This is a genomic window from Kitasatospora sp. NPDC096128, assembly GCF_040303105.1.
Taxonomy (GTDB): domain Bacteria; phylum Actinomycetota; class Actinomycetes; order Streptomycetales; family Streptomycetaceae; genus Kitasatospora.
In genome coordinates this window covers 1-20,845 of record NZ_JBEOSP010000006.1, presented here as the reverse complement: position 1 = coordinate 20,845, position 20,845 = coordinate 1, and the positions used below count along the sequence as shown (strand labels likewise).

Here is a 20,845-nt window from a genome sequence, read left to right as displayed (position 1 = left end):
CCCCGGGCCGGAGGGGGAGAGGCCGAGTGAGCTCCACCGATACGGTGCTGCCCGGGGTCGGACGACCGGGCGTACCGCCCGCCGACGCGTCCGCGCCCGAGCCGTCGGGGCCGGTCGGACGCGGCCCCCGGCGCCGGCTCCGGGACAGCCGCACCCTGCCCGGCCTGGTCCTCGGCGGACTCTGCCTGGCCTACGCACTGGGCGCCGCCGCCGGCTGGGGGTCACACCAACTCGCCGTGTTCATGGGTGACTTCGGACTCGCCGCGGCGGCCCTCGCGGCCTCGCTGTCCTGCCTGGTGTACGGCTGCACGGTCGGTGGCCACGCCCGCCCGGCCTGGCTGCTGTTCGGCCTCTCCTCGTTCATGGTCGCCTTCGGCAACGGCACCTGGGGCTGGTACGAGCTGGTCGTGCGCACCAAGCTGCCGCAGGACTCGCTCGCCCAGTACGCCTTCCTGCTGTTCGCCCCGCTCGCCATCACCGGCGTGCTGGTGCTCGCCCAGCACCCGCGGTCGGCGGCCGGCTGGCTGTGCCTGCTGCTCGACGGCTGGCTGATCGCCGGCTCGCTGTTCACCCTCAGCTGGAGCCTGGCACTCGGCCGGATCGCGGCCGGCGAGAGCGGCTCCCCGCTGCGGCTGGCGCTCAACCTGGCCTACCCGGTGCTGGACATCCTGCTGGTCAGCCTGGTGGTGGGGCTGCGCTTCGGCGGCCGGGACGGCAACCGGGCGGCGGTGCACACCGCGATGCTCGCGCTCGCCGTCACGGTCACCTGCGACGCCCTGTTCACCTCCCCGGAGCTGCGCAGCAGCTACCACTCCGGCGAACTGCTGGACGCCGGCTGGTTCGCCGGCAGCCTGCTGCTCGCGTGGGCGCCGTGGTCGCCGCGCTGGCGCCGTCCGCTGCGCGAGCACCCCTCGGCCGGCGGCCTGCCGCGCCGCCGGGTGGCCACCACCTTCAGTGCGCTCACCCCGTACGCGGCGGCCGCGGTGTGCACCGCCGGAATCCTCTACAATGCCGTCGGTGGACGCGAGTTGGACCGCGTGGTGGCCGCGGCCGCGTGCACCGTCGGGCTGGCACTGATCCTCAGGCAAGGCGTCATGCTGCTCGACAACCTCTCGCTGGCCCAGGAACTCGCCCACAAGGAGTCGCACTTCCGCTCCCTGGTGCAGGGGTCCAGCGACGTCATCATGATCGCCGGGGCCAACGGCGTGCTCTCGTACGTCTCCCCGGCGGCGCTCGGCGTCTACGGGCGGGACCCGGAGGAGCTGGTCGGCGGCAACCTGCTGGACCTGGTCCACCCCGAGGACGTGGACCGGGTGCTCGCCGAGGTCCGCCGCTACCTCGCGCGGGTGCGGCTCGCCGCCCACCGCACCCCGGGCACCGTCGAGCCCTCGGCCCGGGTGGAGTGCCGGATCAGCTCCGGCGTCGGCGAATGGCTGCACGTCGAGTCGACCGTCAGCCGGCACCGCGACGGGCTGCTGCTGAACAGCCGGGACGTCACCGAACGCGTCATGCTCCAGGCCCAGTTGCAGCACAACGCCTTCCACGACCCGCTCACCGACCTGCCCAACCGGGCGCTGTTCGCCCAGCGGCTGCGCGGCGCCCTCGGCACCCGCGGCCAGCAGGGCGGGACGGGCGCCGGCATCGCGGTGCTCTTCCTCGACCTGGACGGCTTCAAGGCGGTCAACGACACCGCCGGCCACCAGGTCGGCGACGAGCTGCTGGTGCAGGCCGCCCGCCGACTGCAGGGCGCCGTCCGCTGCGGGGACACCGTCGCCCGGCTCGGCGGCGACGAGTTCGCCGCGCTGGTCTGTGGACCGCTCGGCAAGCTGCAGGTCCAGGAGCTGGCCGAGCGGCTGCGGGTCGCGCTCTCCGAGCCGTACTGGATCGGCGGCGTCGAACTCGGCGTCGCCGCCAGCATCGGCATCGCCTTCGGCACCCCCGAACGCGGCCCGGCCGCCGACCCCAGAGCCGCCGCCGACGAGCTGATGCGCAACGCCGACCTGGCGATGTACCGGGCCAAGTCCGAGGGCAAGGGCCGGGTGGTGCTCTACGCCCCCGCGATGCGGGCCGACCTGGAGCGCCGCACCGAGCTGGAGGAACGGCTGCGGCTGGCCGTCCGGGAGGGCGGGTTCACCCTGCTCCACCAGCCCGTGGTGGACCTCTCCAGCGGCGCGGTGACCGCCGTCGAGGCCCAGGCCCGCTGGCGCTCGGCGGGCGGGCTGCTGCTCACCCCGGCCGAGTTCCTGCGCTCGGCCGAGCACGGCGACGCGGCGACCCGGTTCTCCCGCTGGCTGGTCCACGAGGCGGTCGCGGCCGCCGCCGACCGGCGCGACCTCTGCGGCCGGCGCCCCGGCGCCCCGGCGCCCGTCCCGGTGGCGGTCCGGCTCTCCGTCGAGCGGCTCTGCTCGCCCGGTCTGTACGAGACGGTGGCGGCGGCGCTGCGCGACAGCGGGCTGCCGGCCGGCGAGCTGGTGATCGAGGTGGCCCGGATGGGCCCGGACCGGCTCGCGGACGAACTCGGCCGCCGGCTGGCCGCGCTGCGCAGACTCGGCGTCTCCACCTGGCTGGCCGGCTACGGCGCGGGCAGCGGCTCGCTGGGGGCGCTCGCCCGACTGCCGCTGGACGGGCTCAAGCTGGACCGCACGTTGGTCCAGGACCTGGGCGAGTCGGGGCTCAGCCGCACCCTGGCCGGGCACGCGCTGCGGCTCGGCCGGGACCTCGGGATGGCCACCGCCGCGGAGGGGGTGGACCTGCCCCGGCAGGTCGCCGCCCTCCAGGAGCTGGGCTGCCGGCTGGCCCAGGGCTCGGCCTTCGCCCCGCCGCTGGACGAGACCAGGCTGCGCCGGGCGCTGGCCCGCCGCGGCTACCCGGTGCCCAAGCCGCTCGGCCCGCTCTCCGGCCGCCGTGCCCACCTGGCCGCGGACACCCGGACGAGTGGCCGCACGGACGCCCCGGCGGGGCGGGTGCCACCGCACCACGGGGCCTCCGAGCTGCCCGAACACCGGGCCGTGGCCGGTCCGGGAGCCGGTCCGCATGGCGAGACGGTCATCCCACCTGCTTGACACGCCACCCCGGACGGGAGGAAGGTCGTTGCCATGCGCACCCGAATTCTCGTACTTGGCGGGCGCGTCGGCTGAGTGGGCTCGCACGCCCTGCTCGTGACAGACCGACGCGCCACCCCTCGCATGCCCTTGGGCACGAGGGGTTTTTTGTTGCACTGACGCTGTTCCACCCGCAAGACCCCTGGCCCCGATCGGCCCGAAGAGTCCGACTTGTCGGAATCGGCGGGAGGATTGAGGCAGAGCCGGCGATCGGCCCGGACCGGGACCCCACCCTCGCAGCACGGGGCCCGCAGCACCGGGCCGGCAAAACCCGAGAAGAGACAGGCAGATGACCGAGCACGCCGCATCCCCCCGCCGCGGGGACAACCCGGCCGCCCACGCTCCCCAGCACGTCGCCGAGACCATGACCGGCGCCCAGTCGCTCATCCGCTCGCTCGAGGCCGTGGGCGCGGACACCGTCTTCGGCATCCCGGGCGGGGCCATCCTTCCCGCGTACGACCCGCTGATGGACTCGGTCAAGGTGCGCCACATCCTGGTCCGGCACGAGCAGGGCGCGGGCCACGCCGCCACCGGGTACGCCCAGGCGACCGGCAAGGTCGGGGTCTGCATGGCCACCTCCGGCCCCGGTGCCACCAACCTGGTCACCCCGATCGCCGACGCGTACATGGACTCCGTGCCGATCGTGGCGATCACCGGCCAGGTCGCCTCCAAGGCGATCGGCACCGACGCCTTCCAGGAGGCGGACATCTGCGGCATCACGATGCCGATCACCAAGCACAACTACCTGGTCACCGACCCGGCCGAGATCCCCCGGGTGATCGCCGAGGCCTTCCACATCGCCGCCACCGGCCGCCCCGGCCCGGTCCTGGTCGACATCGCCAAGGACGCCCTCCAGGCCACCACCACCTTCCGCTGGCCGGTCGAGACCGCGCTGCCCGGCTACCGCCCGGTCACCAAGCCGCACGCCAAGCAGATCCGCGAGGCCGCGAAGCTGCTGGTCGGCAGCAAGCGCCCGGTGCTCTACGTCGGCGGCGGCGTGATCAAGGCGAACGCCACCGCCGAGCTGCGGATCCTCGCCGAGCTGACCGGTGCCCCGGTCGTCACCACCCTGATGGCGCTCGGCGCCTTCCCGGACAGCCACCCGCAGCACCTGGGCATGCCCGGCATGCACGGCTCCGTCCCGGCCGTCACCGCGCTGCAGAAGTCGGACCTGCTGTTCACCCTCGGCGCCCGCTTCGACGACCGGGTCACCGGCAAGCTGGACAGCTTCGCCCCGTACGCCAAGATCGTGCACGCGGACATCGACCCGGCCGAGATCGGCAAGAACCGCCCGGCGGACGTGCCGATCGTCGGCGACGCCCGCGAGGTGCTGGCCGACCTGATCGTGGCCGTGCAGGCCGAGTTCGACGCCGGCCACAAGGGCGACTACGCCGAGTGGTGGGAGAAGCTCGACGAGTGGAAGAAGACCTACCCGCTGGGCTTCGAGCCGGCCCCGGACGGCCGGCTCTCCCCGCAGCAGGTGATCGAGCGGATCGGACAACTGGTCGGCCCGGAGGCGATCTACGCGGCGGGCGTCGGGCAGCACCAGATGTGGAGCTCGCAGTACATCCGCTTCGAGAAGCCCGGCACCTGGCTCAACTCCGGCGGCGCCGGCACCATGGGCTACGCCGTCCCGGCGGCAATGGGCGCCAAGGCGGGCCGCCCGGAGTCGGTGGTCTGGGCCATCGACGGCGACGGCTGCTTCCAGATGACCAACCAGGAGCTGGTCACCTGCGCCCTGAACGACATCCCGATCAAGGTCGCGGTCATCAACAACGGCTCGCTGGGCATGGTCCGGCAGTGGCAGACGCTGTTCTACAACCAGCGCTACTCCAACACCGTGCTGCACGCCGGCCCCGAGCACGACGGCATCGCGCCGCCGGCCCAGGGCACCCGGATCCCCGACTTCGTCCTGCTGTCCGAGGCGATGGGCTGCGTCGGCCTGCGCTGTGAGCGCCCCGAGGACCTCGACGCGGTCATCAAGCAGGCGATGGAGATCAACGACCGCCCGGTGGTCATCGACTTCATCGTCCACCAGGACGCGATGGTGTGGCCGATGGTCGCGGCCGGCACCAGCAACGACGAGATCCAGTTCGCCAAGGGCGTCCGGCCCGACTTCGGCGACGATCTCGACTGACCGCCCTGCCACTCCAGAACGACTGAGGAACCACATGTCCAAGCACACCCTCTCCGTCCTGGTCGAGAACAAGCCCGGCGTGCTCGCCCGCATCGCCGCGCTGTTCTCCCGTCGGGGCTTCAACATCGACTCCCTCGCCGTCGGCCCGACCGAGCACCCGGATGTGTCCCGGATGACGATCGTGGTCAACGTCGAGGACCTCCCGCTGGAACAGGTCACCAAGCAGCTCAACAAGCTCGTGAACGTGATAAAGATCGTCGAACTCGACCAGGCCGCTGCGATCCAGCGGGAACTGGTCCTGGTGAAGGTCCGCGCCGACAACGAGACCCGGTCGCAGATCGTCGAGATCGTCCAGCTGTTCCGTGCCAAGACCGTCGACGTGTCGCCGGAAGCGGTGACCATCGAGGCCACCGGCAGCTCGGACAAGCTGGAGGCCATGCTCCGGATGCTGGAGCCTTACGGCATCAAGGAGTTGGTCCAGTCCGGCCTGGTCGCCATCGGCCGCGGCGCGCGTTCCATCACGGACCGCTCGCTGCGCGCCCTCGACCGCAGCGCGTAACCCGCGCCGTCTCACCCGCCCGTCGCCCGCCGCCACCCTTCCAAGGGCGCGCCGGCGCGCGGCACCCCTCAAGCAACGATCCGTACCCCGCCGGGCCGACCTAGGCTAGGAACCCCCGGCACCCATCACGCAAGGAGATGTGCCCCCGTGGCCGAGCTGTTCTACGAAGACGACGCCGACCTGTCCATCATCCAGGGCCGCAAGGTCGCGGTCATCGGCTACGGCAGCCAGGGCCACGCCCACGCGCTGTCCCTGCGCGACTCCGGCGCCGACGTCCGGGTCGGCCTCAAGCCGGAGTCCAAGTCCCGTGCCAAGGCCGAGGAGGCCGGCCTGCGCGTGGTCACCCCGGCCGAGGCCGCGGCCGAGGCCGACGTCATCATGATCCTGGTTCCGGACCCGATCCAGGCCGACGTCTACGAGGCCGACATCGCCCCGCACCTGAAGGCCGGCGACGCCCTGTTCTTCGGCCACGGCCTGAACATCCGCTTCGGCTTCATCAAGCCCCCGGCGGACGTCGACGTCTGCATGGTCGCCCCGAAGGGCCCGGGCCACCTGGTCCGCCGCCAGTACGAGGAGGGCCGCGGCGTCCCCGCGATCGTCGCGGTCGAGCAGGACGCCACGGGCAAGGCCTTCGACCTGGCGCTGTCCTACGCCAAGGGCCTGGGCGCCACCAAGGCCGGCGTCATCAAGACCACCTTCACCGAGGAGACCGAGACCGACCTGTTCGGTGAGCAGGCCGTCCTCTGCGGTGGCACCGCCGCCCTGGTGAAGGCCGGTTTCGAGACCCTGGTCGAGGCCGGCTACCAGCCGGAGATCGCCTACTTCGAGTGCCTGCACGAGCTCAAGCTGATCGTCGACCTGATGTACGAGGGCGGCCTGGAGAAGATGCGCTGGTCGGTCTCCGAGACCGCCGAGTGGGGCGACTACGTCACCGGCCCGCGCATCATCACCGCGGACACCAAGGCCGAGATGAAGAAGGTCCTGGCCGAGATCCAGGACGGCACCTTCGCCAACACCTGGATCGCCGAGTACAAGGCCGGTCTGCCCAAGTACAACGAGTACAAGAAGGCCGACGAGGACCACCTGCTGGAGACCACCGGCAAGAAGCTGCGCTCGCTGATGAGCTGGGTCAACGAGAAGGCCTGAGCCTTTTCGTCCCGTGATTCCGTAATTCCCTTGTACAAGTAGGCTGCTCTCGTCCGGGTGATTTCGCCGGACGGGAGCAGCCTGGTACCCAGCCCGTCGATACACTCCCGAGTGCGCGTCAGGCCCACAGCGTCGTGCGTCTACCTACGCGGCCATGCCACCTTCCCCGCCCTCACACGCCACCTTCGTGTGCGGGGAACCGGACAGTTAAGGACCACTGTCGTGAGCACTGTGACCTCCAAGAGCGCCGTCGTACTGATCGCCGAAGAGCTGTCGCCCGCCACCGTCGACGCCCTCGGCCCCGACTTCGAGATCCGCCACTGCAACGGCGCCGACCGCACCGAGCTGCTCACCGCGATCGCCGACGTGGACGCGATCCTGATCCGCTCGGCCACCAAGGTCGACGCGGAGGCGCTGGCCGTCGCCCGCAAGCTCAAGGTGGTCGCCCGGGCCGGCGTCGGCCTGGACAACGTGGACGTGGCCGCCGCCACCAAGGCCGGCGTGATGGTCGTGAACGCGCCGACCTCCAACATCGTCACCGCCGCCGAGCTCGCCTGCGGCCTGCTGATCTCCGTCGCCCGCAACATCGCCCCGGCCAACGCGGCGCTCAAGCAGGGCGAGTGGAAGCGCAACAAGTACACCGGCGTCGAGCTGAGCGAGAAGACCCTCGGCGTGGTCGGCCTCGGCCGGATCGGCGTCCTGGTCGCCCAGCGGATGTCCGCGTTCGGGATGAAGATCGTCGCGTACGACCCCTACATCCAGGCCGCCCGCGCCGCGCAGATGGGCGTCAAGCTGGTCACCCTGGAGGAGCTGCTGGAGGTCTCGGACTTCATCACCGTCCACCTCCCCAAGACCCCCGAGACGATCGGCCTGATCGGCGACGAGGCGCTGCACAAGGTCAAGCCGAGCGTGCGCATCGTCAACGCCGCCCGCGGCGGCATCGTGGACGAGGAGGCGCTCGCCGCCGCCCTGCGCGAGGGCCGGGTGGCCGGTGCGGGCCTGGACGTCTACGCCAAGGAGCCGTGCACCGACTCCCCGCTGTTCGCCTTCGACAACGTGGTCGCCACCCCGCACCTGGGCGCCTCCACCGACGAGGCGCAGGAGAAGGCCGGCATCGCGGTCGCCAGGTCGGTGCGCCTGGCGCTGGCCGGCGAGCTGGTACCGGACGCCGTCAACGTCCAGGGCGGCGTGATCGCCGAGGACGTGCGCCCGGGCCTGCCGTTGGCCGAGAAGCTCGGCCGGATCTTCACCGCGCTGGCCGGCGAGGTGGCCGTCCGACTGGACGTCGAGGTCCGCGGCGAGATCACCCAGCACGACGTGAAGGTGCTCGAACTGTCCGCGCTGAAGGGCGTGTTCGAGGATGTCGTGGCGGAGACGGTGTCCTACGTCAACGCCCCGCTGTTCGCCCAGGAGCGCGGCGTCGAGGTCCGCCTGACCACCTCCAGCGAGAGCGCCGAGCACCGCAACGTGATCACCGTGCGCGGCACCCTCGCCAACGGCGAGGAGATCGCCATCTCCGGCACGCTGGCCGGCCCCAAGCAGACCCAGAAGATCGTCGGCGTGGACACCTTCGACGTCGACGTGGCGCTCACCGACCACATGGCCTTCTTCAAGTACGAGGACCGCCCCGGCGTGGTCGGCGTGCTCGGCCGTCACCTCGGTGACGCGGGCATCAACATCGCGGGCATGCAGGTCGCCCGGGACGGCGGCAGCGCCCTCGCGTCCATCACCGTGGACAGCGAGATCCCGCAGGACGTGCTGACGGTGATCGCCGCCGAGATCGGCGCCCACTTCGCGCGCTCGGTCGACCTGGGCTGAGCCCCCACCGCCCTGACCAGGGCCCGGACCGCCGTGCGAACGGCGGTCCGGGCCCTGGTGCGTTCCCCCGGGTGACAGCCGTCTCAGATACTAGGAAATCCAAGTATTCGTGCAGACACGGCCGGGGCGGGGCCTTACCGTGGAAGGGCCATACGGTGTGCCGCCCCCTTCAGCCAGGGCGCGCGGCCCGTGTGCGCGTGCGCCCCCACGGGCAGGCGATCCCTGCCCCCGCGCGTACCTCTCCCCGTTCTTCTGCCGCGCTGCCACGCGCGCCGCTTCCAAGGAGCCCGGTATGCCCACCACCGCCGACCGCCACGCCACTCCCGCCCCCGCCGCCACCCCGGTCCGCGCCCCGCGCCGTCGCCGGGCGACCGAGCGGAACCCCTTCGCCGCCGCCGCGCTCCAGCGTTCGCTGGACCGCCGGGACAACGGCGGCGCCACCGGTCACAGCTGAGCGCCGGCACAACCGACCGGCGACCGGCGGCGGCTGACCGGCCGGGACTGATCGGCCGCGACTGACCGGCGCCGCCGACGGCGTTCATCGGCCTACTGGGCCGACCGGGCTGACACCGCGTCACTCCATCGGGTGCGACTGGGGTCCATCCGGGGGAAGTCGCTCGCCCCCGCCATCGCGATCATCCTAATTTGGGGCCCCCGGAAGGGTGATCGACGTCCGCGCGGGCGGGCGTCTGCGACACGTGTGCGGATCAGTCCCCCTCCCGGGGGAGAGGGCCCAGTGCGTCTGCCACCCGTCCGCCGACCGGTCGCCCGGATCGGCCTCACCCTGGTCCTGCTGGCCACCGGCGCGGCGTTCGCCGCCACCCCGGCCGCGGGCGGACCGCCCAGCGCCGGACCGCCCAGCGCGGGACCGCCGGGCCGGACGGCCTCCGTCCTGCTCGAACTCGACACCGAGGCGGCCGGCCCCGCCTGGCGGCACGCCGCCGACAGCGCGCGGCAGGCCCGGCGCTCGCCCGACGCCGTCCGTCGGGAGGCCGCCCGGGCGGGAGCCGTCCAGCGCTCCCGGGCCGGGGACGCGCTCGACCGGCTCGCCGGGGCCGTGCACCGCTCGGCGCCCGCCGCCCGCGAGCTCTACCGCACCCACACCCTGTTCACCGGCCTGGCGGTCAGCGCCCCCGCCGACCGGCTGCCCGCACTGCGGGCGCTGCCCGGCGTCCGGGCCGTCCACCCGATCGTGAACAAGCAGCGCGACAACGCCTACTCCGTTCCGCTGACCGGCGCCCCGCAGGTCTGGTCCGGTGACGCGGCGGCGGCCGGGAACACCGGCCAGGGCGTGCGGATCGGCATCATCGACAGCGGAATCGACTACACCCACGCCGACTTCGGCGGCCCCGGCACCGAGGCGGCCTTCCGCTCCGTCGAGCGCGGCAAGCCCGCCCCGGCCGCGCTGTTCCCCACCGCCAAGGTGGTCGGCGGCAAGGACCTGGTCGGCGACGACTACAACCCGGACCCGGCCGCCCCCAACCACCAGCCCGTGCCGCACCCCAGCGACAACCCGCTGGACTGCGTGCGCAACGGGCACGGCACCCACGTCGCCGGGACGGCCGCCGGGTACGGCGTCACCGCCGACGGCCACCCGTACACCGGCCCGTACCGGCCCGGGCTCGACCCGGCCTCGTTCCGGATCGGCCCCGGTGCCGCCCCCGGCGCGCAGCTGTACGCGATCCGGGTGTTCGGCTGCGACGGCTCCACCGACCGGCTCGCCCAGGCCCTCGACCTGGCCGCCGACCCGAACGGCGACGGCGACCTCGGCGACCGGCTAGACGTGGTCAACCTGTCGCTCGGCAGCCGCTTCGGCAGCCCCGACGACACCGACGCGCTGGCCGTCGACCGGCTCGCCGAACTCGGCACCGTGGTGGTCGCGGCGGCCGGCAACGAGGGCGACGTGTACGGCGTCGGCGGCAGCCCCGGCACCGCCGTGCGGGCGGTCACCGTCGCCGCCTCCGTGCACGGGCACGCCGACGTGGACGGCATCACCGTGCTCGCCCCCGCCGCCCAGGCCGGGGTCGTCCCCGGCCACTGGAGCGAGCGCTACCAGGGCTGGACCACCGCGGACGTGACCGGCGGGCTCGCCGTGCCCGCCGACCAGGCGGACGGCTGCACCGAGTTCAGCGAGGCCGACAAGCAGCGCCTCAAGGGGCGGATCGCGGTGCTCACCTGGAACACCCGCGACCCCGACCGGGCCTGCAACTCCGGCCCGCGCGCCGACCACGCCGCCGACGCCGGGGCGATCGGCGCGCTCTACGCCGCCGACACCGACCACCTCGCCGAGATCTCCGGCAACGACCGGATCCCGGCCGTCCTGCTCGGCCGCGCGGACGGCGAACGGCTGTTGAAGGCCGCCGCCGACGGCGACACCCGGGTCCGGCTCGCCGCGCCCGGCAACCCGCTGCACGGCTCGGTCGCGCAGAACCAGCCGGCCCGGGTCGACACCCTCACCGACTTCACCTCCCGGGGCGTCGGCGTGCCCGGCGTGGTCAAGCCCGACCTCGCCGCCCCCGGGGAGACCATCTGGTCCGCCCTGGTCGGCAGCGGCAGCGGCGGCCAGCGCGAGAACGGCACCTCGATGGCCAGCCCGCACGTCGCCGGACTGGCCGCGCTGGTCCGCGCCGCCCACCCGGACTGGCCGGTCGAGCAGGTCAAAGCCGCCCTGATGAACACCAGCACCGACACCTACCTCGGCGACGACCACAGCGGGCCGGTCTACGGGCCCGAGCGCACCGGCGCCGGGCGGGCCCGGGTCGACGGCGCGCTGCGCACCCCGGTGGTCGCCTACGCGGCGGGGGAGGGCGCCGCGGCGGGCGGCGTCGGGGTCTCCTACGGACCGGTCGAGGTCGGCGGGCCGACGGCGCTCGTCCGGGAGATCGAGCTGGCCAACCACGCGTCGGCGCCGCTGAGTTACCGCACCGGCTACGCGGCCGCCACCGAACTGCCGGGCGCCGCCTTCGAGGTGAGCCCGGGCCGGGTGGACGTGCCGGCCGGCGGCACCGCGCGGGTGCGGGTCACGCTGTCCGTACCGGGGCGGCTGGGGCGCGCGCCCGATCCGACCGTCGACACCGTGCAGGGCGGCCGGGCCCGCAGCTACCGGGGCGAGCTGTCCGGGCGGGTGCTGTTCAGCCCGGTCACCGACCAGGGCCTGCCGCAGCTGCGGGTCCCGGTGTTCGCCGCCCCGCGCCCCACCGGCGACCTCGGCGTCACCGCCTCCGCCCGGACCGCCCGGGACGGCACCTTCGTCACCCTCGGCGGCAGCGCCGCCCCCGGCGCCGTGCCCGGACTGGTCAGCGCCTTCGCGCTCGGCGGCGAGGGCGCCCGCTGGCCGGACTGCCGGTCCGGCGCCGGCAAGGCCGTCGGCCCGGGCGCGGGCATCCGGCCCGAGGGCGCCGGGGAGTCGGCCGAGCCGCCCCAGGAGCTCTGCGTCGAGCACCCCGGCGACCGGGTCGCCAACCTGCGGGCCGTCGGTGCGGCCGCCGACTCCGACCTGCTGTACGTGGGCGCCCGGCTCTGGGCCCCGGCGGCCACCCCGGTCGGGCTGTACGGCGTACGGGTGTCGCTGGACACCGACGGGGACGGCGTCACCGACGTGATCCTCAAGGCCGACCGGCTGCGCGGCAGTGACGTCCTGGTCTCCCGGGCCCTCGACGCCCGCACCGGCGCCGAACTCGACGTCCAACCGCTCAACGCCCGCTGGGGCGACACCGACACCGGGCTGCTGGACAGCGACGTGGTGGTCCTCCCGGTCCGGCTGAGCGCCCTGCCCGGCGTCACGCCCGGTCACAGCACCGTCCACTACGGCGTCTGGACCGGCGTGGCCGGCCCGGGCCGGCCCGACCCGGCCGACTCCTTCTCCTCGATCGGCCTGGGCGGCACCCGCCCGACCGTCCCGCTGGACGTCCTGCACCCGGCCCTCACCGTGCGGGCCGGCCTCACCGGCCCGCCCGCGATGCTCACCCCGGCCGGCCCCGGCGCCGTCCTCGACGTGCACCGCACGCCGGGGGACGGCTCCCGGCTCCTGCTGCTGTACCACGTCAACCCGGCCGACCGCCGGGCCCAGGTGCTCGACCTGCCGTGAGGAACCGGGGCGGCCCGCCGGAACCCCCGGCGGGCCGCCGCTTTCCGCTCACCCCTGGGCGGCCGCCCGGCGTTCGCGGCGCGGGGGCCGGGTCGGGCGGCGGGACAGGCGGGCGAAGACCGCCACCAGGGCGAGCACGGCGGCGGTGCCCGAGGCGACGGTGAGGCCCTCGGTGAGGCCGGGCGGGCGGAAGCCGCAGGAGACCCGGTCGGCGCCGCCGCCCAGCGGGACGCCGATCATGCCGAGGACCGGGGTGGGTGCGGCGCGGACGCCGCCGTCGGTGGCGCAGGTCCAGCCCTCGGTGGCGGGGACGGAGAGCAGCGCGGTGCCGGTGGAGCCCGGCGGCAGGGCGGCGGTGAGGGTGTGGCCGCCGGCCTCGACCCGGGTGGCGCCGGTGGCGGTGAGCCGGGTGACGGCGGCCGCCAGGGCGTCGGCCCGCAGGCAGCCGATCGGGCGGGCGGGGATCTGGCTGACCACGTCCGACCGCAGGGTCACCGAGACCGTCCCGTCGGCCGGGACGGTGCCCAGCCGGTGGACGGCCACCGCCGTGGTGGGCTGCTCGCCCTCGCTGCGGTAGCTGGTGTCCAGGCCGCTGACCGTGCCGCGGTACCAGAGCCCGTGGAAGTACGCCGTCGAGCCCGGGGTGCAGGTGGCGGTGAACACCGTGCCCTCCGCGCCGCCCGGCACCGACCAGCCGCTGGTCCCGTGCAGGGTGGGTGCCGGGCCGCCGGCCGGGACGGGCAGCGGGACGTCGTACACCTGGCTGCCGAGCAGCGACTCCTGGCGGGACCAGACCGAGGAGGTGGCCGTCCGGAAGCCCGGCGGCAGCACGGTGACCAGGGGCGGCGCGGGCGCCCGGACGGGGGTGAAACCGGGCGGCGACGGCCCGTCGTCCAGGTGGGCGCCGACCCCGAACAGCGCCTGGCCGACCGGGTCGGTGACGCCCCCGGTCTGCCGCCCGCCGGCCGTCCAGCCGGCGCCGAGGTCGTGCAGCAGCAGGGCGGCGACGGTCGGCAGGTAGCCGCTGGAGTAGCCGCCGCCCTGGCCGTTCAGCAGCAGCGGGTCGTTGGGGGTGAAGGCGTGCGGGCCCGGGTCGCTGCGCCGGTCCGGCCAGTCGGCGCCGGTCCGGACGGCGGCGTGCCCGGCCCGCACGGCGGCGGGGGAGACACTGTCGTCGGGGGGCGCGCCGAGCGCCGCGTACCCGGACCAGACGGCGTTGCCGAGCACCGCGCCGCCGAGCACCCAGGTGGCCAGGGTGTTCGCCCGGCGGTCGGTGTGCCACCGGTCCAGCACCGCGAGCGCGGCGAGCAGGACGGCGCCGCCGGCGCCCAGCAGCACCCAGGTGGAGGCGTGCACCGAGCCCCGGGCGGCCGCCAGGGCGGCGATCACCGCGGTCAGCGCGGCGCCGCCCAGCAGGGCCGGCCAGTCCGGCCGGTGGGCGAGCGACACCCAACCGGCCAGCACCAGCAGCCCGCTGAGCACGAAGGAGACCCGGTACGGCCCGCCGGCCGGGATCGCCAGGCCGTGCCAGACCAGGACGGTCGGGGTCCAGACGAAGCTGAGCACCACCAGCAGCAGCGCCGTGCACCAGGCCGCCCGCTCACGGACCCGCACCCGGCGGTTGAACGGCAGCCCGCACACCAGCAGCAGCCCGAGCACCCCGATCGCCACGTCCGGCAGCGGCCGCCCGCCGGTGGTGGCGGGCAGCAGCTGGGCGAGGTGCCCGTCGAGCCCGGAGGGGCCGAGCGGCTGGAGCGGGGACTCCGGCTGGGCGCCGCGCGCGGCCCGGACGGCGACGAACAGCACGGGGGAGGCGAGCAGCACCCCGGCGGCGGTCAGGGTGACCGCCCGGCCGGTCGCCCGGACCCGGTGCCGGAAGGGGCGCGGGGTGGCGAACAGCCGTACGGCGAACAGGAGTCCGGCGATCAGGGTGGCCAGCGCGGCGGTGTAGAGGTTGCCCGCCCAGGCGAGTGCGACGCACAGCGCGCCGAGCACCCAGCGGCGCTCGTGCAGGCACCAGTCCCCGACCAGGCCGAGCAGCGGCAGCGAGACCAGGCCCCACAGCCACATCGGCGCCCCGCCGCCGACGTCCAGCACCCAGGCGCAGAGCCCGTACCCGACGGCGGCGGACACCCGCAGCCACCGGGGGCCGGGGTGCAGTCGGCCTAGCAGGTGGGCCATCAGGGCGGTGCCGAGGCCGATGGTGGCCAGGGTGACCAGGAAGACGGCGAGTTGCCCCTGGTCGCGGGGGAGGAGCGCGGTCGGCCAGGAGAACGGGTTCATCAGGTAGGCGAAGAAGTCCGCCAGGAACGGGACGCCGTAGCCGCTGTTCCAGTTGAACAGCAGGTCCCCGGTGGCCTGTCCGTGCAGCAGGTCCCACAGGTGCGCGTGGTACGGCACGGCGACCGGGCCCGCCCCGGCCGGCCACCGCCCGCGCAGCCCCGCGGCCAGTGCGAACCCGCCCATCGCCAGCCCGGCCGCCGCCCCGCAGACCAGCACCTCCCGCCGCCGTTCGGCCCTCATCCACGTGCCCCGTTCTGCCAGGAATCCCGAACCCCGCCACCCTAAGCGCGCCCCCGGCGCACCAGCTGCCCCACGCGCTCGCTCGATGGGGTGGCGCCCGGGGACGCTTTGCCGAGTAGCCTGAGAGGGCCGCCAGGATGCCCGTATGGGAGGAACCATGAGCATCGCGCCGTACCCCGACTGGATTCGGCCTCCTGCTGGTGGCTACACCGCAGAGGACCTTGACCGGCTGCCTGATCTCCCGCCGCACACCGAGCTGATCGACGGGAGCCTGATCTTCGTGAGTCCGCAGACCGCGTTCCACATGCGCACACTCCGTAGGCTGGAGCGGGCTCTGGAGGCTGCCGTACCGACGGGATGGGACGTCTGGCGGGAGATGACGGTCAGGTTGGACCAGCGCAACCGACCCGAACCGGATCTGCTCGTCATCGACGACCGAGGGGTGACCGGCCCGAAGCAGACCTTCTGCGAGGCGGCGGACGTCCTGCTGGCCGTCGAGGTCGTGTCGGAGGAGTCCGAAGAGCGTGACCGGGAGACCAAGCCCCGCAAGTACGCGGCTGGGGGCATCAAGCACTTCTGGCGCGTGGAGAGCGACGACGAGGGGAAGCCGATCGTCTACACCTACGAGCTGGAGCCGGCGTCGCGGAAGTACGTCCTGACCGGCATCCACCACAAGCAGTTGAAGGTCGATCAGCCGTTCCCGGTGGAGATCGACCTGACCTGACGCGTCCGGATGCTGGACGCGAGGTGTCAGCACCTGGGACGCGGGAGTAGGGTCCGAGCATGTCTCGCACCATTCGTCTCGCAGTTGTCCCGGGTGACGGCATCGGCCAGGAGGTGGTGGCCGAAGGTCTGAAGGTCCTCGGCGCCGTGCTCCCCGCCGACGTGAAGCTGGAGACCACCGAGTACGACCTCGGGGCCCGGCGCTACCACCGGACCGGGGAGACGCTGCCGGACGACGTGCTGGCCGAGCTCAAGGGCTTCGACGCGATCCTGCTGGGCGCCATCGGGGACCCGAGCGTGCCGTCCGGGGTGCTGGAGCGGGGGCTGCTGCTCAAGCTGCGGTTCGCCTTCGACCACCACATCAACCTGCGGCCGGGCCGGCTGTTCGCCGGGGTGTCGTCGCCCCTGGCCGGCCAGCCGGAGATCGACTTCGTGGTCGTCCGCGAGGGCACCGAGGGCCCGTACGTCGGCAACGGCGGCTCGCTGCGCACCGGGACGCCGCACGAGGTGGCGACCGAGGTCAGTCTGAACACCGCCTTCGGCATCGAGCGCGTGGTGCGCGACGCCTACCGCCGGGCCCAGGCGCGGCCGCGCAAGAAGCTCACCCTGGTGCACAAGAACAACGTGCTGGTGCACGCCGGGCACCTGTGGACGCGGATCTTCGCCGAGGTCGGCGCGGAGTTCCCGGAGGTCACCACCGACTACCTGCACGTCGACGCGGCCACCATCTTCTTCGTCACCCAGCCGGAGCGCTTCGACGTCATCGTCACCGACAACCTGTTCGGCGACATCCTGACCGACCTGGCCGCAGCCGTGACCGGCGGCATCGGCCTGGCGGCGAGCGGCAACATCAACCCGGGCGGCGAGTTCCCGTCCATGTTCGAGCCGGTGCACGGCTCCGCGCCGGACATCGCGGGCCAGGGCAAGGCCGACCCGACCGCCACCGTGCTGTCGGTCGCCATGCTGCTGGAGCACCTCGGCTACCCCGCCGAGGCCGCCAGGGTCGAGGCCGCCGTCGCGGCGGACCTCGCCGAGCGGGCCGGCACCCGTTCCACCTCCGAGGTCGGCGACGCGCTCGCCGAGCGAGTAGCCGGCTGACGGGCCGGGATCCCAGCGGATCCGGCCTGCCGGGCCGGTCCGCATAACCGCAGCTTGCAGCTCCCCAAGGAGCGGGCAGCTGTTCGGCACGGCCCTCTGGATGCGAGTATCGACAGTGGGCCGTGCCGTTGTGCGTTCGTTCCGGCGTTGGATCGCCGTAACGTTCCTTCGGCGGTGGCGGCCCGAACGAACCCCACGGTGAAGGAAACAGCCATGAGCACGCCCACCCAGGCGCCCATCACGTTCGATCTCAAGCCCTCCGCCCACCCGCTGCCCGCGGCGGAGCGCCAGGCCCGGCTGACCAACCCCGGCTTCGGCCGGGTCTTCACCGACCACATGGTCACCATCCGCTGGACGGAGGGCCGCGGCTGGCACGACGCGCAGCTGGTCCCGTACGCGCCGGTGGAGATGGACCCGGCGAACATGACCCTGCACTACGGCCAGGCGATCTTCGAGGGCCTGAAGGCCTACCGCCAGACCGACGGCTCCATCGCGACCTTCCGCCCCGAGGCCAACGCCCTGCGCTTCCAGGCCTCGGCCCGCCGCCTGGCGATGCCGGAGCTGCCGGTGGAGGCCTTCGTCGAGGCGGTCGAGCTGCTGGTCCAGCAGGAGCAGGCGTGGGTTCCGAACGAGCCGGAGCAGAGCCTCTACCTGCGGCCGTTCATGTTCGCCACCGAGGTCGGTCTGGGTGTCCGTCCGGCGAACTCCTACCTCTTCATGATCATCGCCTCGCCGGCCGGCGCCTACTTCCCGGGCGGCGTCAAGCCGGTCTCGGTCTGGCTCTCCAAGGAGTACGTCCGCGCCGCGCCCGGCGGCACCGGTGCCGCGAAGTGCGCGGGCAACTACGCCGCCTCGCTGGTCGCCCAGGCCCAGGCCGCCGAGAAGGGCTGCGACCAGGTGGTCTGGCTCGACGCCGCCGAGCACCGGTGGGTCGAGGAGATGGGCGGCATGAACCTGTACTTCGTCTTCGGCGAGGGCAAGGACGCGAAGATCGTCACCCCGGAGCTGTCCGGCGCGCTGCTGCCCGGCATCACCCGCGACTCGCTGCTCCAGCTCGCCTCCGACCTGGGCTACGCGGTCGAGGAGCGGAAGATCTCCACCGAGGAGTGGCAGCAGGGCAACGCCGACGGCACCCTCACCGAGGTCTTCGCCTGCGGCACCGCCGCCGTGATCACCCCGGTCGGCTCGGTGAAGTCCGCGGCCGCCGACTGGACCGTCGGCACCGGCGAGCCCGGCCCGATCACCATGGAGCTGCGCCGCGCCCTGCTGGCTGTCCAGGGCGGCGAGCAGCCGGACACCCACGGCTGGCTGCACAAGATCGTCTGACCTGACGGACTCCGACACCCCCTCCGGCCTGCCCTGTTCCGCATCGCGAGACGGGCAGGCCGGAGCGCGGATGCTGTGCCAGACTGCCAGCGTGTCCTCGCTTTCGCTGATTATTAGCAGCAGGCGCGCCGGTCCGCAGTGACCGCTCCCGCAGGACCCGATGCGGAGCGACCACCAGCGTCCAGACCCGCGCGCAGACCTCTCGCACCCGCGAGGGGTCTTTTCGCTTTTCGGGCGCAGCCCCACGAACACCGTGGGCTCCGCCCATCGAGCACAGCCCGGACCGGCCGACGGCCCCCACAAGGGGCCCGGGGACACCGGGGTCGCGCGCGGGATGCTGGACAGTGGAGCCGGGACGAGAATCCGGCCGAGCAGTACGAACCTCCCCGAACGGAGAACCAGGGGTCATGACCGAGGTCAGCCGTACCGACGACAGCTTCCACGTGTTCGACACCACCCTGCGCGACGGCGCGCAGCGGGAGGGCATCAACCTGACGGTGGCGGACAAGCTGGCCATCGCCCGGCACCTGGACGAGTTCGGCGTCGGCTTCATCGAGGGCGGCTGGCCCGGGGCCAACCCCCGGGACACCGAGTTCTTCGCCCGCGCCGCCGCCGAACTGGAGCTGCGCAGCGCGCAGCTGGTGGCCTTCGGCGCCACCCGCCGGGCCGGCGGCAAGGCCGCCGAGGACCCGCAGCTGGCCGCGCTGGTCTCCTCCGGCGCGCCGGTGGTCACCCTGGTCGCCAAGGCCCACGACCGGCACGTCGAACTGGCGCTGCGCACCACGCTGGACGAGAACCTGGAGATGATCCGGGACAGCGTCGAGTTCCTCCGCGCGCAGGGCCGACGGGTGTTCCTCGACTGCGAGCACTTCTTCGACGGCTACCGGGCCAACCGCGAGTACGCCCTCGCCGTGGTGCGCACCGCGCACCGGGCCGGGGCGGACGTGGTGGTGCTGTGCGACACCAACGGCGGGATGCTGCCGGCCGGCGTCCGGGACACCGTCGCGGACGTGATCGCGGCGACCGGCGCCCGGGTCGGGATGCACGCCCAGGACGACACCGGCTGCGCGGTGGCCAACACCCTGGCCGCGGTGGACGCCGGCGCCACCCACGTGCAGTGCACCGCGAACGGCTACGGCGAGCGGGTCGGCAACGCCAACCTGTTCCCGGTGGTCGGCGCGCTGGAGCTGAAGTACGACCGCCGGGTGCTGCCCGCGGGCCGGCTGGCCGAGATGACCCGGATCTCGCACGCGATCGCCGAGCTGGTCAACCTGGCCCCGTCCACCCACCAGCCGTACGTCGGCTTCTCGGCCTTCGCCCACAAGGCGGGCCTGCACGCCTCCGCGATCAAGGTCGACCCGGACCTCTACCAGCACACCGACCCCGAGCTGGTCGGCAACACCATGCGGATGCTGGTCTCCGACATGGCCGGCCGGGCCTCGGTGGAACTCAAGGGCAAGGAGCTCGGCTACGACCTCTCCGCCGACCGCGACCTGGCCGGCCGGGTGGTGGCCAAGGTGAAGGAGCAGGAGAACCTCGGCTACACCTACGAGTCCGCCGACGCCTCCTTCGAGCTGCTGCTGCGCGACGAGGTGCGCGGCAGCCGGGACCGCTTCTACCGCCTGGAGTCCTGGCGGACCATCAGCGAGCAGGGCCCGGGCGGGGTTTCGGGCAACGAGGCCACCGTGAAGCTGTGGGCCAAGGGCGAGCGCCGGATCGCCGTCGGGGAGGGCAACGGTCCGGTCAACGCGCTGGACCAGGCGCTGCGGACGGCCCTGGAGGGCATCTACCCGCCGCTGGCCACCTTCGAGCTGGTGGACTACAAGGTCCGCATCCTGGAGGGGCAGCACGGCACCGGCTCCAAGACCCGGGTGCTCATCGAGTCCACCGACGGCACCGCGACCTGGTCGACGGTCGGGGTGGCCGACAACGTGATCGCCGCCTCCTGGCTGGCCCTGGAGGACGCGTACACCTACGGCCTGGTCCGGGCCGGGCTGGAGCCCACCGAGCAGGTCGAGCGGCCCGCCTAGCCGGTCCCGGCCCTGTCCGGCCGTTCCCGGCCGTTCGCCAGCCGTCGCCGTCGGCCCACCGGACTCGACCGAGTCCGGTGGGCCGAAGCCCGTACCGGGTCGCCGTACCGCCGGATCAGCGGAGTCGGGCGAGGAGGGCGTGTTCGACGAGGGTGATGAGGGCGCTCTTGGCGCTGTCGCGGCGGCGGGCGTCGAGGGTGATGACGGGGGTGTCGGCGCCGAGTTGGAGGGCTTCGCGGACTTCGTCGGCGGTGTGGGGCTGGTGGCCGTCGAAGCCGTTGAGGGCGACGACGAAGG

At 73.6% G+C, this 20,845-nt stretch carries 12 protein-coding genes and 1 pseudogene; 11 read left to right on the top strand and 2 right to left on the bottom strand.

Going from position 1 to position 20,845, the window contains the following annotated elements; genetic code table 11:
• The first annotated feature begins 155 nt into the window (after positions 1 to 155).
• From ABTY61_RS08965 to ABTY61_RS08935, 7 genes are all read left to right on the top strand, one after another.
• Positions 156 to 3,062 carry a putative bifunctional diguanylate cyclase/phosphodiesterase gene (locus tag ABTY61_RS08965; RefSeq protein WP_350504490.1) on the top strand — a complete coding sequence of 969 codons (2,907 nt, stop codon included), beginning with the start codon at positions 156 to 158 and terminating at the stop codon, positions 3,060 to 3,062.
• Between the two features lie 328 nt (positions 3,063 to 3,390).
• Positions 3,391 to 5,238: an acetolactate synthase large subunit gene (locus ABTY61_RS08960; RefSeq protein WP_350504276.1), complete on the top strand. Its 1,848-nt coding sequence runs from the start codon at positions 3,391 to 3,393 to the stop codon at positions 5,236 to 5,238.
• Between the two features lie 34 nt (positions 5,239 to 5,272).
• Positions 5,273 to 5,797, top strand: coding sequence for an acetolactate synthase small subunit (gene ilvN / locus ABTY61_RS08955; protein ID WP_097236150.1), 525 nt, complete (start codon positions 5,273 to 5,275; stop codon positions 5,795 to 5,797).
• 147 nt (positions 5,798 to 5,944) lie between these two features.
• On the top strand, positions 5,945 to 6,943 hold the full coding sequence (gene ilvC, locus ABTY61_RS08950) for a ketol-acid reductoisomerase (protein WP_350504275.1): 999 nt from the start codon (positions 5,945 to 5,947) through the stop codon (positions 6,941 to 6,943).
• Between the two features lie 231 nt (positions 6,944 to 7,174).
• Positions 7,175 to 8,761 (top strand): phosphoglycerate dehydrogenase, encoded by a 1,587-nt coding sequence (gene serA / locus ABTY61_RS08945; RefSeq protein ID WP_502895261.1) that lies wholly within the window; start codon positions 7,175 to 7,177, stop codon positions 8,759 to 8,761.
• A 292-nt stretch (positions 8,762 to 9,053) separates the two neighbouring features.
• Entirely contained in the window at positions 9,054 to 9,215 is a 162-nt protein-coding gene (locus ABTY61_RS08940) for a hypothetical protein (protein ID WP_350504273.1), read from the top strand.
• 282 nt (positions 9,216 to 9,497) lie between these two features.
• Positions 9,498 to 12,848 carry a S8 family serine peptidase gene (locus tag ABTY61_RS08935; protein WP_350504272.1) on the top strand — a complete coding sequence of 1,117 codons (3,351 nt, stop codon included), beginning with the start codon at positions 9,498 to 9,500 and terminating at the stop codon, positions 12,846 to 12,848.
• Positions 12,849 to 12,896: 48 nt separating this feature from the next.
• Here the strand turns inward: ABTY61_RS08935 and ABTY61_RS08930 are convergent, their stop codons facing one another.
• Positions 12,897 to 15,371 carry a YfhO family protein gene (locus tag ABTY61_RS08930; protein ID WP_350504271.1) on the bottom strand — a complete coding sequence of 825 codons (2,475 nt, stop codon included), beginning with the start codon at positions 15,369 to 15,371 and terminating at the stop codon, positions 12,897 to 12,899.
• A gap of 157 nt (positions 15,372 to 15,528) precedes the next feature.
• Here ABTY61_RS08930 and ABTY61_RS08925 point away from each other — a divergent pair, with 157 nt between their 5' ends.
• From ABTY61_RS08925 to cimA, 4 genes are all read left to right on the top strand, one after another.
• On the top strand, positions 15,529 to 16,095 hold the full coding sequence (locus ABTY61_RS08925; protein ID WP_350504270.1) for a Uma2 family endonuclease: 567 nt from the start codon (positions 15,529 to 15,531) through the stop codon (positions 16,093 to 16,095).
• 59 nt (positions 16,096 to 16,154) lie between these two features.
• The gene (locus tag ABTY61_RS08920) at positions 16,155 to 17,192 is read left to right on the top strand and encodes a 3-isopropylmalate dehydrogenase (protein ID WP_350504269.1); all 1,038 of its coding nucleotides are present in this window, start codon (positions 16,155 to 16,157) and stop codon (positions 17,190 to 17,192) included.
• Positions 17,193 to 17,405: 213 nt separating this feature from the next.
• A complete protein-coding gene (locus ABTY61_RS08915; protein ID WP_350504268.1) occupies positions 17,406 to 18,518 on the top strand; it encodes a branched-chain amino acid aminotransferase in 1,113 nt (370 codons plus the stop codon).
• A 407-nt stretch (positions 18,519 to 18,925) separates the two neighbouring features.
• Positions 18,926 to 20,548, top strand: coding sequence for a citramalate synthase (gene cimA, locus ABTY61_RS08910; protein WP_350504267.1), 1,623 nt, complete (start codon positions 18,926 to 18,928; stop codon positions 20,546 to 20,548).
• Positions 20,549 to 20,663: 115 nt separating this feature from the next.
• Here cimA and ABTY61_RS08905 read toward each other — a convergent pair.
• Positions 20,664 to 20,845, bottom strand: a pseudogene (locus ABTY61_RS08905) (ATP-binding protein); the annotation flags it as partial.

Coding starts and splice junctions, on each gene's coding strand:
- ABTY61_RS08960 (WP_350504276.1), top strand. CDS start 3,391: ATGACCGAGCACGCCGCATCCCCCCGCCGCGGGGACAACCCGGCCGCC.
- ilvN (WP_097236150.1), top strand. CDS start 5,273: ATGTCCAAGCACACCCTCTCCGTCCTGGTCGAGAACAAGCCCGGCGTG.
- ABTY61_RS08940 (WP_350504273.1), top strand. CDS start 9,054: ATGCCCACCACCGCCGACCGCCACGCCACTCCCGCCCCCGCCGCCACC.
- ABTY61_RS08930 (WP_350504271.1), bottom strand. CDS start 15,371: ATGAGGGCCGAACGGCGGCGGGAGGTGCTGGTCTGCGGGGCGGCGGCC.
- ABTY61_RS08925 (WP_350504270.1), top strand. CDS start 15,529: ATGAGCATCGCGCCGTACCCCGACTGGATTCGGCCTCCTGCTGGTGGC.
- ABTY61_RS08920 (WP_350504269.1), top strand. CDS start 16,155: ATGTCTCGCACCATTCGTCTCGCAGTTGTCCCGGGTGACGGCATCGGC.
- ABTY61_RS08915 (WP_350504268.1), top strand. CDS start 17,406: ATGAGCACGCCCACCCAGGCGCCCATCACGTTCGATCTCAAGCCCTCC.
- cimA (WP_350504267.1), top strand. CDS start 18,926: ATGACCGAGGTCAGCCGTACCGACGACAGCTTCCACGTGTTCGACACC.